Here is a 12,338-nt window from a genome sequence, read left to right on the forward strand (position 1 = left end):
CGGCACGATTGCGCGTCAGGGGCGCCATGACGATGCGATTGGAAAGGGTGAGTGAGCCCAGGATGTAGGGCTCGAACAGCGTAGGGTTGGTCATGTTTCACCTATGTTGTCGCCGCCGCAGCGGGATCAGTTATCGAAATTTACCGATGTTCAGACGACCGTGCGGTACCGCTCGGCTGGATGCTGGTTGCCATAGTTCGGAAGCATGGCCTGGCGGGCGGCCTGAAGCGCCTCCCACTGCCCGGCATCGGGAAGCGGCGGGATGGTCACCGGTTCGCGGCGGTCGAAGCCGACCAGCGCGGCATCCACCAGATCTTCCACCTCCATCACGTTGGAGAGCGTGTTGACGTCGGCACCGGCGCGTTCCCATATCTCGGTTCTCGTCGTGGCGGGAAGCACGGCCTGGACGTAAACGCCCTTCGGTCCGAGCTCGAGGCTGAGCCCCTGCGACAGGAACAGCACGAAGGCCTTGGTCGCGCCGTAGACCGTCATGCCGAACTCCGGCGCCAGGCCGACCACGGAGCCGATATTGACGATCGCCCCTTCGCCCGCCTTCGCAAGTCGCGGGGCGATGGCGCTGGCAAGCCGCAGAAGTGCGGTCGTGTTGAGCGCAACGAGCCGCGCTACGTTATCGGTGCTCTGCTCGATGAAGCTTCCTCCGATGGCCGTACCGGCATTGTTGACGAGGATTCCGATGCGAGCGTCGTCGCGCAGCCGCGTCTCTACCGTTGCAAGCTCGGCAGGCTGCGTAAGATCTGCCTGGATGATATCGATCGCCACGCCGCTTTCGTTGCGGAGACGGGCCGCGAGCGTCTCCATGCGTCCCTTGTCGCGAGCGACCAGCACCAGGTCGTGGCCGCGGCGGGCAAAGCGCTCGGCATAGGTGGCACCGATGCCGGTGGAGGCGCCGGTGATGAGGACTGACGGAATGGTGGCCATGGGATTGTTCTCTTCTTTGATGAAACCTATATTCATGATAACCATCATGATTGATGTCAAATATGATAACCATCATGATTGTCAATGGTCCCGGCGGAGTATTTTGAAATGAAAGTCAGTCGAGAACAGATGGCGGAGAACCGTTGCCGGATTCTGGATGAGGCCAGCCGGCTGTTCCGCGACAAGGGGTTCGATGCGGTCAGCGTGGCGGAGGTGATGAAAGCCGCCGGCCTCACCCATGGCGGCTTCTATGGCCATTTCGACTCCAAGGACGACCTGATAGCGCAGACCCTCACCCATGTCCTCTCCGCAGACTCAGGCGGAGGGGGTGACTTTCGCGCTTATGTGGATGCCTATCTTGCGCCCCGCCATCGCGATAACGCCGCGGGTGGTTGCCCGACAGCTGGGCTTGCCGCGGCCATCCGCCATCAGAACCCGGCTGCGCGCTCAGCCATGACGGAAGGCCTTCGATCGCAGATCGACCGCATCAGCGCATCGCTGCCGGAGATGAGCCCGGCGGGCAGACGCCGCGCGGCGGTCGGAACCTGGGCGGCGATGGTGGGAGCCGTGATCCTCGCCCGGGCGATCGATGATCCAGCGCTTTCGGATGAAGTGCTGGAACAGACACGTGCCTGGGTCGATGTTGGGATCAGCCAAGTGCCAGCCAGCTAGGTGGCTCTGTCTTGTGCCCAACGACGCCCGAATCCGGTCTGGAGATCACGATGTCTACCGCACGGCGAATCGTGATCGAAAGAGCTAATGGGAGAGGAAACGTTCTGCCCGACTGTCGAGACTAAACACTAGGCCGGTAGCAAAGGGATGCGATGAACGGCGGTGCCGATGCTCCCCGCCCGCTGCCTTCGCCTCGACAAGGTACGGGACAATACGGCGCGTTTGAATCTGAGCCGTGTCAGTGGATAGCCAGCGGGCTCCGCTGCCAAACGCACTTGTTGAATTAAGCAACTAGTCATATATGGAATAATACGGGAATATAAGTATCGTATTTGGATAATTGTAATGGGATCGCCGAAATCAAAGTCCGCCCTCGAAAGGCTTGGACACGACGTCCGCGGCGCTCGTTTGCGGCGCGGCATCGCCGTCGCCGATCTGGCGGTACGCGCGGGCACGTCACCAAGCACCGTAGCACGTCTTGAAAAGGGGGATCCCGGTGTCGGGATCGGCACGCTCGCAGATATCCTGGTCGTGCTTGGTCTGGTCGACCGGCTGGCCGACCTGATCGACATCCGCAAGGACGATCTGGGTCTGGCGTTGACCACCGAACGCCAGCCGCGTCGCGGGCGGTCTTTTGCGACCACACTGCGCAGGCAGAAGGCGAAGGGTAAGACGGCACAGGATGATCCGGATGTCATCGATCCGGAGGGTACACCATTTTGATGCCCGACTTCAACGCCCATGTCGTTCTCGGTGAGAGTCTGACACCTGTTGGTCAACTGCGTTTCACGCAGGCTGGGCCGCGCCAGTTCTCGACCTTTGCCTATGATCCTGCCTGGATCGACAATCCCCGCGCCTTTGCCGTGCAGCCGACCCTTCCCCTTGAAGCTGGGCCATTTCACACATCCGGCCAGTCCAGAAACGTGCGCGACGCACTGGCGGGTGTCTTCGCCGACGCAGCGCCGGATAGTTGGGGCCGCAGGCTTCTCGAACGCACCTATGGCAACGGCCTTTCCGAGTTCGAGTATTTGACGCTGTCCGATGACACTTGCCGGCAGGGGGCTCTACGGTTTCTCGACGATACAGGGCAGATCATCCGGGGTGGCGCGGTCGATGCCGTGCCACGCCTGGTCGATCTGGAAGCGCTCACCGCCATCGCGCGGGCCTATGAGCAGGGCAAGGAGATTTCCGCCCAAGAGATGCAGGCGCTCGCCGGCGCGGGCGGTTCCGGCGGCGCACGTCCCAAGGCCAATGTCCGGGACGGCGAGACGCTCTGGCTTGCCAAGTTCACATCGGTCCACGACCAGCAACCGATCGAATGCGTCGAGGTTGCCACGCTCCGCCTCGCCCGGGCCTGTGGCATCCGCACTCCGGAAGTGAGGCTGGAACTCGCCGCCACGCCATTCCCGGTCGCGCTGATCCAGCGGTTCGACCGGCGCGGGACCGCACGTATTCCTTACATCTCGGCTCGCACTGCCGTTGGCAAGACCGGGACAGAACTCGGTTCCTATACGGAGATCATCGACTTCATGCGGGCAAAGGCCGCTGATCCGCAGGCCGATTTCCGCGAACTCTTCCTACGCCTGATCTTCACGATCCTTGTATCGAATAAGGACGACCACCTGAAGAACCACGGCTTTCTTTATGTGGGAGCCGGTCGCTGGCGGCTGTCTCCGGTTTTCGATGTGAACCCCGCGCCTGATCGCAGTCCACATCTCGAAACGGCGATACTGGAAGGTGGCGTGCACGACCGGTCGATCCGTCTGGCACTGGAAGCCTGCGAGTTTTTCGAGATCGACGAAGAAGACGCTCGTAGGATGATCTGCGAGACGGCGCAGCGCATTTCTGTGGAATGGCGAGATGCGCTTCGACAGGTGGGCGTCTCCGGGGCATTGGCCCGCCAATATGAATCGGCCTTCATCAACGATCAGACTGAGATAGCCCTGGCTATTTAAACGCCATATATGAACGATATCGTCGGATAAATCGCCATATATGACATATTTGGTTAAAGCCAGAACATGATCTGTGTTAGCTCTGATTATCACGCATCTCACATGCGCAATAATTCCCTAATCCGCCTGATCTTTCTCAATCCGCAACCCCACGGCACTTGCCCATTCCAGCGGCGAGCATGCTGTGGCCAACTTCTTTTCGTTGTCGATGGACCAGAGTTTTGACCTGCAATGTGCTCATGTGGCTGGCCAGATTTTAGATACCGCTCGCGCTCATCAGCCGGGTTTCGAAGACGTCGCTATCGCAGCCATAGTTCAAGTGCATAAGCTGACGGTTTTGACTCGAAACCTCCGGCATTTCGAACCTCTGGGAGTCCGAGCAATCGATCCGTTCGTCACGCTGCCCGAATTGTAGGAGGCAGGGGAGGGCTTCTTCCATAGGCCGCTGGCCTTGTCAGATTGACGAAACCGATCGCGGCGACGTTGATATTTGCGCGTCATTTCGGCCGAGGCATGGCGGAGTTGCCTTGGACTTAGCGTTCGTTAGATGACCGTGCGTTCGACAGAGAACTGGAGCACGTGGCGCCCGATCTGCGCTGGCGCGAATGGATTTTGTGTGTTGAGGCGGTGATCTTTGCCGCGGCCAAACCCGTGTCGCGAGAGGTGCTGGCGCGTATTGTCGGCAAGACCTGCAAGCTCGACCTCATCATCGACGATATTCGCGAGGAATTGCGTGGTCGAGCCTACGAGTTAGTTTCCATCGCCGGTGGCTGGCTGCATTGGACCACAAAGCAATTTGGCGACGTCATCCGCACTGCTCGGCGACGGCTGAATCAGGCCTGGAGATGACGATGACGTTAACCGCACGATCCACGGTGACTGTGGATATGCGCAAGCGGGGCGCGGCCGCATCCGAGGCACCTGGGCGGCAATCGGCCCGTCGCCCGACTAGCCAGGCAAAGGATAGGTACTACGATTGCCGGAGTAGGAGGCGAGCGGTCGTGCGCACCCTGCGGACCTGCCTCAAGGTAATGGGCTCACACGGCTGCTGCTGAGTGAACGGATCCTGGAACCCGATCCGCGAACGCTGCGCGGGTCATTCCACGGCGTCGCCAATCATTGAGACGGCACCAATCGCGGTTGTTTCCTAGGCTCAAGCATCCATAGTTAGGTTGGCACCGCCTCTACAACGCTGAACCTCGTGCCGGTCGGAACAACGCGCGTCAGACGGAAGCCTGCTACGGCGAAGAGCGCGGCAAACTCGTCGCGCGTGCGCTCCTGACCGCCTGGTGACACGAGCATGTTGAGGTCGCTGAATTTTGCATCTGAGAACTCGTTGGGCGGCGCGATCACTCGCTCTAGTACCAGCAACTTGGCTTCCGGCTTGATCGGGCGTCGACAGATTTTCAAGATCGCGCTCGACTCGGCGTCGTCCCAGTCGTGCAGAATCGCTTTGAGTATGTAGGCATCGCCACCGGCAGGGATTGCCTCAAAAAAGCTGCCCACCACCACTTCGCATCTATCCGCGACCCCTGCAGCACCTGTTCCGCGCGAACAACAACATGCGGCTGATCGAACAGAATGCCGCTCATGGTGGGGTGGGCTGCGAGAACTTGAGCAAGCACCGCCCCTTGACCGCCACCGATATCCACGATCCGATTGAAAGACGAAAAGTCGTAGCTCGAAACGATGGCTTCGACGATCCCACGTGATATTCCGGTCATCGCGCGATCGAAGATCGCTCCCTCTTCGGAGTGCTGCGCGCGATAGTTCCAGACATCGGTCCCATGAACGTGGGAGAAGGCTTTCTCGCCGGTCTGCACGCTGTGCAGAACTCTGCCTACGGTCCCACGGGATCGGAGGCGCCCGATCGAAGGCATTCGCCCAAAGGCGTCAGAGAAAAGCTGGTCGTTAGTTTCATGGAATACCCCGACGGCCGCGAGCGCGAAGGACTCGATAGAGTGAGCGAGGATGGGAGTCCGTCGCGGCGGCGAGATCTTCACTTGTTCGCGGCCCGTCCTTCAGGACGTCCGCGATCCCGAGCGTCGCGACAACGTGGATTGCCTGGGAAACCTGATAGCCATTGACCAGGCGCATGAGCTCGGCGGACGGATACGACGCAACCATTAGATCCTTCCCTAGACACCCCCGCCCCGCTTTAACCTACTGGCTAGAGATGAAACCTGCCAGTCTATTGCAACCGGGATACCTGGGCGTCGGCGAGATCGACGGCCGGCGCGTCGTACCCACGGCTTGGCACTCAAAAGCCATTCTCCGGATACTGATGCATGGGGCGAGTGCGCATTCGAGATTATCGTCATCATGCGCCCCAGCTGCGTTCCAGTACCGCAAGCCAGTTTTTGTGGGCGATCTTCGCCAGTGCCTCGCCGTTGTAACCTGCGATGCGCAGCGCACCGAACAGACGTGGCAGGCCGGAGGCATCTCCGATCTTCTTCGAGATCAACGTGCCGTCGAAATCCGAACCCAGCGCAACATGGTCGATACCTACCCGTTCGACCAGATAGTCGACGTGGCGCACCATGACCGAAATATCCATCTCGGGATCAGCCTTGCCTTCGGGGTGGAGGAATTTGACGCCGAAGTTCAGCCCGATCAATCCGCCTGTGTCGCGAATGGCATCGAGCTGCCTGTCGGTCGCGTTGCGGCTATGCGGGCAGATCACGAAGGCGTTGGAATGCGAAGCAACGAGCGGCGCATCCGAGATTTTCGCGACATCCCAGAAGCCGGCGTCGTTCATATGCGAAAGGTCCACCATGATCTTCAGCCGGTTGCACAGCCGGACCAGATCGCGCCCGGCCTCGGTCAATCCCGGGCCGATGTCCGGGCTATGGCCAAAGCGGAAGGGCACGCCGTGCGCGAAGATGTTCGGGCGGCTCCAGACCGGGCCGAGCGTGCGCAGGCCAGCGGCATGGAGCACGTGGATGAGATCAAGATCCGGCCCTGCCGCCTCGATCCCCTCGATGTGTAAGACCGCGGCAAAGCTGTCGTTCTCCATGGCAGCGCGGATTTCGCCGACCGAGCGGCAGACGGTGAACGCGTCCTCCGATTGCGCCTCGATCCCACGCAGGAGAGCCGCCTGCGCGATTGTCTGATCGAGAGCCGACTGGCGCTCGACGCGCGGCAGATCGCCATTGGCATCCGGCCCCGTCCCGGGCGAGGGAACGTACACGGCGCAAAGCCCGCCTGCCAGTCCACCTTGCCGCGCGCGGGGAAGGTCGATATGCATACGCTCCTGACCGCTCAGGAAGCGCGTCTCCGCGCCATCGCGCCCCTCGTGCATCAGGCGCGCCAGGATATCGTTGTGCCCGTCGAACACTGGAACGCGGACCAGGTCCCCGGTCATGTTTTCTTCTGTCAAAGCGTCACCTCGTAGATCGTCTCATGGGTGGCGACGAAAGCCTTGCCATCAGGCGTCACCCAGCCGCGGAACATGCCCGGCGTATTGTAGGGCGCGGCGATCTCGCCTTCCGCACCGACCGCCACCAGCCCCGCACCGATGTGATGGGGAGCAAGATCGTGGTTCACGACGCCGTCCGCAGCGGTCGCGAGGTCCTGCTTCAGATAGGCAACGCGGGAGGCGATTTCATGCCCCACGACATAGCGGATGAAGTACTCACCCTTGCCGGTGCCCGACACGGCGCAGACGCCGTCTCGCGCATAGGTGCCGGCGCCGATCACCGGACTATCGCCGACGCGCCCGTCGGGCTTGTTGTTGTAGCCGCCCGTCGAGGTCGCCGCAGCAAGATGCCCCGCCGCATCGAGCGCCACCGCGCCGACCGTGCCATGCTTCTCGTTCTCCGTCCCCTCGGTGCCTGCCGCCGCATGTGTCTTCATTGCCGCCAGGGCCTCGACACGCTTTTGCGTGGTGAAATAGGATTGCGGCTCGACCGCGAGGCCCTTCGCCTCGGCGAAGCGGTCGGCAGCGTCGGCGACCAGGAAGACGGCGCTACCATCTTCCATCAGCGCGCGCGCCGCCTTCACCGGGTTACGGATCGCGCGCGAAGTGCCAATCGCGCCCGCCTCGAGTGTTGCCCCATCCATGATCGAGGCATCCAGTTCATGTATGCCATGCTCGTTGAGCGCAGCACCGTGGCCTGCATTGAAGTGCGCGCTGTCCTCCATCACGACGACCGCAGCCTCAACCGCATCAAGCGCGGGGCCGCCGGCCTTAAGCACCGCATAGCCCGCTCGCAGCGCTGCCGCCAAATCATGCCGCGCACCCTCCCATTCTTCCGGGGTCATGCTGTTTTCCGGCATCACGCCGCAGCCGCCATGAATTGCCAGTGCGATTTTCGTCATTTCCTGCTCCGATCCGGCATCGCCCGGGTATCACGACTGGGCGGATTTTGTCAGTTGAACGCGATATCGCCGATCACCCGCACCCGCACGCGCCGTGCGCCGCCCGGCAGATAGGCGATCGGGATATCCTCGACTTCGAGCGTCTTGAGGCTGGCGCGGTTGGCGCCCGACTCGACGGCAGCGTCCTGCGCTTCGGCTTCGGCCCTTGCAAGCGCCTCGTCGCGGCTCAGGCCCGAAAACACCTGATCGATCTCACCCGAGACCTGTGCCATCGCCGCGCCCAGCGCATTCGCGACGCCCGCATTCGCGACGCGGAGCACTTCCGAGGCCCCGGCAATCTTTTCGGGGATCAGGAAAGCGCCGCCGCCCACCGCGATCAGCGGCACGTCCTCGGCGGACGTCTTCATCTGGTCGAAGCTGTCGGCGACCATGTCGCGGATGCGGGCAAGGCTCGCCTTGACGAGAGCGGGATCGAGCCCTTTGACAAGATCCTTGTCGCCCATATCGATCAGTCCCGCCGCGACCGCGACATCCGAAGTGGTCAGCGTGCTGCCGCCAAAGACGCGGGCTTCGGTCAGGATGCGATAGCCTACCGAGCGCGGACCGATCGTGCCGGTTTCCGGATCGATGATCGTGCCTCCGCCCAGGGCAACCGGCAGCAGGTCCGGCATGCGGAACAATGTGCGCACGCCGCCGATATGAACGATGTTGTTGGCCTCGCGCGGGAAACCGCCGACAAGGCAGCCGATATCCGAGGTTGTGCCGCCGACATCGACGACCATCGCGTCCGTCAGCCCCGTCAGGAAAGCCGCGCCGCGCATCGAGTTTGTCGGGCCGGAGGCAAAGCTGTGCACCGGGTTCGCCGCCGCCACATCGGCGAGGGCAACCGTGCCGTCGTTCTGCGTCAGATAGAATGGCGCGGTAACGCCTGCCTCGCGAAGGGCGCCCGAGAAGGCCTGCACCGTCGTCTTGCCGAGCGATTGCAGCGCCGCGTTCAGAAGCGCGACGTTTTCTCGCTCCAGAAGCCCGATCCGGCCGAGCGTATGCGACAGCGTGATCTTCGCGTCCGGGATCACGGACCGGACGATCTCTGCCGCCCTGACCTCGCATTCGGTGGTCAGCGGCGAAAACACCGCCGAGATCGCGATCGAGCTGATGCCCGCATCGCGGATCTTAATCGCGGCTTCGCGGATCTCGTCGGGGATCATCGGAACAAGCGGACTGCCATCATATTCATGGCCGCCATGCACCATGAAGACGAGCGGATCGACTGCGCTGCGCAGAGCATCCGGCCAGTCGCACATCGGCGGCAGCGACGCGCCCGTGGGCAGCGCGATGCGGATTGCGGCGACGCGCTCCAGGCGCGCGCGCTCGACGACGGCGTTGGTGAAGTGCGTCGTGCCGATCATAACCGCGTCAATGGGGCGGGCACCTGGCCCGACATGGCCTGAGACGTGACCAAGCGCCGCTTTCACGCCCGACATCACGTCCTGCGTGGTCGGAACCTTGATCGAGGCAATAATTTTTTCGCCGTCGATCAGGACGGCATCCGTATTGGTGCCGCCAACGTCAATACCGATGCGTTTCATGGGAATACCGATTTGAAGTCAATGTCATAACCGAAAGCCCTGGGGCCGACGGCCGCTATACCGGCGGGAGAGGTCAGGATTTTCGGCGCAGGCAGTGCCACGACCGTGACGCGCTGGCCGTAACGCACCGATTCCGTACCGATCGCGCTGCCTGAAATGGTATCAAGCAGGCAGAGCAGGTCTGGCGTCATCGCGACAGGCAGACCATCGCGGAAAGCGATCGCCCATTCGTTCTGGAAGGCGAGTTCCATGCGTGCGCCCTTGTCGGCGTCGATACCCTCGATCGCTGCGTGCCCCCGCAGGAAGCCGCCCGTGGTTTCGCGGGCGACGTCGACCACTTTGCCGCGGAACAGCTGCTTGCCGCCCTCATGGTCGAGGACGACCTGCACCGGGTCAGCGTGGCGGGCGCGCGCCTCGATCACGGCCCGGCCAAGTTCGGTCGCCTTGGTGACGGTGTAGTGAATGCCCCATTCCTTCACCTCGCGGCCGGTGCGCGGCGCCTTGCAGGTGGCGGCCGTGGAACCGACCTCCGTGCAGACCTTGCGCGAGATACGCTCCATCCACTTCCACGAGGCAGCGCGCGTCACGATCACCTCGTTGTCACGCACATCGACCAGCGAAAGCGGGAACATCGGCAGGTTGCCGATGGCAAATGAGGTCATCTGCGCCTCGGGATAAGCGCGGCCCATGGCATCGGCGTTGACGACCGGGCGGCCAAGCATGGCGGCGGCAAGAAAGGACGACAGCGCATTCGAGCCGCCGATCTCGACACTCATGATGGCGCGGAAGGGTTTGCCCAGGTAGTCCTCCATCACCTCGACCGCGCGGGCGAGATGGGCTGGATTGCCCAGACGCTCCTGGCCGACCAGCGGCGCGCCCATCTTCGAGACGACCGCAACCATGTCGTCGTCGTCCAGCGCCATCGGATCCATCAGCTGAACGCGCCGGCCTTCGGCATAAAGCCGGCGCAGGTTCAGCGTCGAGAGATAGGGATTGCCACCGCCGCCCGTTCCCAGAATCCACGCGCCGGTGGCGAGCGGGTCGATGTTTTCTTCGGAGAATTCCTGAAGCATGCGTCACCTTCGGCAATAGAGCGTTTCCGCTCAAACCGGAACCGCGGAAGCGCTCTATCTGTTGTTTGCACGCAATTCCGGACACAAAACCGCGACGCGATTCTGCAGGAATTGCTCTCGCTGACCCGACCCCGCCGGGATCAGGGTTTCATGGTTCTGACGCGAGGATCAGTTCGCGTTGCAGTCCCACCAGAAGTTGGAGAAGTTCAGGTCCCAGCTTTGCATCGGGACGAACGCATAGCCCTGCAGGCATTTGTTCGCCGCATAACGACGGTTTGGCGAGACGGCCCACACATCGGGCTGCAGGTCGGATATCTTCGCTTGAAGCTCCTTGTAGGTGGCATTCTGCGCGCTGACGTCGGTCGTCGCGCGCGTCTTGTCGATAAGCGCGTCGATTGCGGGATCCTGCAGCCATTCCATCGACATCCAGGTACCCGATGCCTTGGAGTGATATTGGTTGTAGAATATCGAATCCGGCGAGGGATAAGTTGGCGAGATGTTGACCTGTGTCGAAGCAGGCGTCGTTTCGGGCTTCGAGGACAGTTCCACGATGCGGTTCCATGGCTCGGGCTTGATGTCGAGCGTGATGCCGATCTGCTCGAGATTGGCCTGCATCAGCAGGGCCACTTCCGCCTCGAAGGCGAGCGAGGCGACATAGCTGTTCACCAGAGTGATCTCCTGCCCGGCATATTTGGACTTCGCCAGTTCTTCCTTGGCCTTTTCGAGATCAAAGACACCCGGCTGAATGTCACCGTTGTGTGCATCCTTGAAGGCCGTCGACAGCGGCCCGTTCATGTCGAAGCCCGGATAGATCACTTCCTGGATCGTCTTGTAGTCCGTCGCATAGGCAATGGCGCGACGCACATGAACATCATCCGTCGGATAGACCTTGGTGTTCAGCTTGATCACGAAGCCGCCCGCCGTGCGGGCCTGGATGAGCTTGTAGCCGGCCATCTTGCCGATCGATTCATAGGTGTCGTTGCCCAGTCCGTGCGAGGAGAGGCCAAGTTCGCCCTTGTCGGCCAGTGCCTTCACCGTGGCGTCGTCGCTTGTCTGGACGAAGCGCACCTCGTCGATCGGCTTGCCCTTGTTCCAGCCGAGGAAGTAGTCGGGGTTGCGGTCGATGATCATGTCGGCCGAGCGGTTGTAGCTGACGAGCTTGTAGGGCCCAGAGCCCGCAGATTGCTCGCCGACATAGGCCTCACCCCATTTGTCATCGGGCTTGGCATTGGCCGTGATCAGCTTCTCGTTCAGCGCCATCATCAGCGGCGTAACAGCCATGAAAGGCGAGAACTGACGGTCGAGCTTCATGACGACAGTCGCATCGTCAGGCGCGGTGACATTGTCCGGCTGCAGTAGGCCGACGATCAGGTTCGACGGGCCCTTGTTGATACCGAGCAGGCGTCGGATCGACCAGACGAGGTCCGCAGCCTTGACCGGCGTGCCATCCTGGAACTTCGCGTCGTCGCGCAGATGGAAGGTGTAGGTCTGGCCATCGTCCGAGATATCCCACGACTTCGCCAGATGCGGCACGATCTCGCCCGAAGGGCTCACCGTCGTCAGGCCGTCATACATGTTCACGATGGCCATGTAGCCCGTGTAGTCGGTCACCTTCGCCGGATCGAGCGAGCTGAAGATCTGCATCGTGTTGACGATCACCGACACTTTGTCGTCGGCCCTGGCTGCACCTGAAGTCAGTGACAGGGCCATTGCCGTGCCGAGCGCAAGGGCTGTAAGTCGCGCATTGTTGGAACGTAGCTTCATTCAAGTTCTCCTCTGTTATGCGGGAA

Annotated in this window: 11 protein-coding genes and 2 pseudogenes; 5 read left to right on the top strand and 8 right to left on the bottom strand. The window is 61.8% G+C overall.

Features of this window, described 5'->3' with window-relative positions; genetic code table 11:
- Positions 1-150 precede the first annotated feature (150 nt).
- Complete coding sequence (locus BM413_RS27605; protein ID WP_091918130.1) at positions 151-939, bottom strand: SDR family NAD(P)-dependent oxidoreductase; 789 nt, start codon at positions 937-939, stop codon at positions 151-153.
- A 108-nt stretch (positions 940-1,047) separates the two neighbouring features.
- Here BM413_RS27605 and BM413_RS27610 point away from each other — a divergent pair, with 108 nt between their 5' ends.
- From BM413_RS27610 to BM413_RS27630, 4 genes and pseudogenes are all read left to right on the top strand, one after another.
- Positions 1,048-1,611: a TetR/AcrR family transcriptional regulator gene (locus BM413_RS27610; protein ID WP_091918070.1), complete on the top strand. Its 564-nt coding sequence runs from the start codon at positions 1,048-1,050 to the stop codon at positions 1,609-1,611.
- Between the two features lie 345 nt (positions 1,612-1,956).
- Positions 1,957-2,334 (top strand): helix-turn-helix domain-containing protein, encoded by a 378-nt coding sequence (locus BM413_RS27615; protein WP_091918071.1) that lies wholly within the window; start codon positions 1,957-1,959, stop codon positions 2,332-2,334.
- Positions 2,334-3,566: a type II toxin-antitoxin system HipA family toxin gene (locus BM413_RS27620; RefSeq protein WP_091918072.1), complete on the top strand. Its 1,233-nt coding sequence runs from the start codon at positions 2,334-2,336 to the stop codon at positions 3,564-3,566. The genes BM413_RS27615 and BM413_RS27620 overlap by 1 nt, the downstream gene beginning before the upstream one ends.
- Before the next feature lie 570 nt (positions 3,567-4,136).
- A pseudogene (locus tag BM413_RS27630) lies at positions 4,137-4,379 on the top strand (SMC-Scp complex subunit ScpB); the annotation flags it as partial.
- A gap of 354 nt (positions 4,380-4,733) precedes the next feature.
- On the opposite strand, the pseudogene BM413_RS33810 reads toward BM413_RS27630, so the two are convergent.
- Positions 4,734-5,090 (bottom strand): annotated as a pseudogene (locus BM413_RS33810) (methyltransferase); the annotation flags it as partial.
- A 38-nt stretch (positions 5,091-5,128) separates the two neighbouring features.
- Here BM413_RS33810 and BM413_RS33815 point away from each other — a divergent pair.
- A complete protein-coding gene (locus tag BM413_RS33815; protein WP_244538051.1) occupies positions 5,129-5,278 on the top strand; it encodes a hypothetical protein in 150 nt (49 codons plus the stop codon).
- Between the two features lie 205 nt (positions 5,279-5,483).
- Here the strand turns inward: BM413_RS33815 and BM413_RS33820 are convergent, their stop codons facing one another.
- The 6 genes from BM413_RS33820 to BM413_RS27660 all read right to left on the bottom strand — a co-directional run bounded on the left by BM413_RS33820 (position 5,484) and on the right by BM413_RS27660 (position 12,312).
- A complete protein-coding gene (locus tag BM413_RS33820; protein WP_348272942.1) occupies positions 5,484-5,693 on the bottom strand; it encodes a methyltransferase family protein in 210 nt (69 codons plus the stop codon).
- 193 nt (positions 5,694-5,886) lie between these two features.
- Positions 5,887-6,930, bottom strand: a complete 1,044-nt coding sequence (locus BM413_RS27640; protein WP_091918074.1) for a dipeptidase — start codon at positions 6,928-6,930, stop codon at positions 5,887-5,889.
- A gap of 11 nt (positions 6,931-6,941) precedes the next feature.
- Positions 6,942-7,886, bottom strand: coding sequence for an isoaspartyl peptidase/L-asparaginase family protein (locus tag BM413_RS27645; protein WP_091918075.1), 945 nt, complete (start codon positions 7,884-7,886; stop codon positions 6,942-6,944).
- Between the two features lie 50 nt (positions 7,887-7,936).
- The gene (locus BM413_RS27650) at positions 7,937-9,475 is read right to left on the bottom strand and encodes a hydantoinase/oxoprolinase N-terminal domain-containing protein (protein WP_091918076.1); all 1,539 of its coding nucleotides are present in this window, start codon (positions 9,473-9,475) and stop codon (positions 7,937-7,939) included.
- On the bottom strand, positions 9,472-10,548 hold the full coding sequence (locus tag BM413_RS27655; RefSeq protein WP_091918077.1) for a DUF917 domain-containing protein: 1,077 nt from the start codon (positions 10,546-10,548) through the stop codon (positions 9,472-9,474). Before BM413_RS27655 ends, BM413_RS27650 begins: the two co-directional genes overlap by 4 nt.
- Before the next feature lie 168 nt (positions 10,549-10,716).
- Positions 10,717-12,312 (bottom strand): ABC transporter substrate-binding protein, encoded by a 1,596-nt coding sequence (locus BM413_RS27660; RefSeq protein ID WP_091918078.1) that lies wholly within the window; start codon positions 12,310-12,312, stop codon positions 10,717-10,719.
- Positions 12,313-12,338 lie beyond the last annotated feature (26 nt).

It is taken from the genome of Mesorhizobium sp. YR577 (genome assembly GCF_900116595.1).
In the GTDB taxonomy this organism is placed as follows: domain Bacteria; phylum Pseudomonadota; class Alphaproteobacteria; order Rhizobiales; family Rhizobiaceae; genus Mesorhizobium_M.

Coding starts and splice junctions, on each gene's coding strand:
- BM413_RS27660 (WP_091918078.1), bottom strand. CDS start 12,312: ATGAAGCTACGTTCCAACAATGCGCGACTTACAGCCCTTGCGCTCGGC.
- BM413_RS33815 (WP_244538051.1), top strand. CDS start 5,129: ATGCGGCTGATCGAACAGAATGCCGCTCATGGTGGGGTGGGCTGCGAG.
- BM413_RS27615 (WP_091918071.1), top strand. CDS start 1,957: ATGGGATCGCCGAAATCAAAGTCCGCCCTCGAAAGGCTTGGACACGAC.
- BM413_RS27640 (WP_091918074.1), bottom strand. CDS start 6,930: ATGACCGGGGACCTGGTCCGCGTTCCAGTGTTCGACGGGCACAACGAT.
- BM413_RS27605 (WP_091918130.1), bottom strand. CDS start 939: ATGGCCACCATTCCGTCAGTCCTCATCACCGGCGCCTCCACCGGCATC.
- BM413_RS27610 (WP_091918070.1), top strand. CDS start 1,048: ATGAAAGTCAGTCGAGAACAGATGGCGGAGAACCGTTGCCGGATTCTG.
- BM413_RS27650 (WP_091918076.1), bottom strand. CDS start 9,475: ATGAAACGCATCGGTATTGACGTTGGCGGCACCAATACGGATGCCGTC.
- BM413_RS33820 (WP_348272942.1), bottom strand. CDS start 5,693: ATGGTTGCGTCGTATCCGTCCGCCGAGCTCATGCGCCTGGTCAATGGC.
- BM413_RS27645 (WP_091918075.1), bottom strand. CDS start 7,886: ATGACGAAAATCGCACTGGCAATTCATGGCGGCTGCGGCGTGATGCCG.
- BM413_RS27620 (WP_091918072.1), top strand. CDS start 2,334: ATGCCCGACTTCAACGCCCATGTCGTTCTCGGTGAGAGTCTGACACCT.
- BM413_RS27655 (WP_091918077.1), bottom strand. CDS start 10,548: ATGCTTCAGGAATTCTCCGAAGAAAACATCGACCCGCTCGCCACCGGC.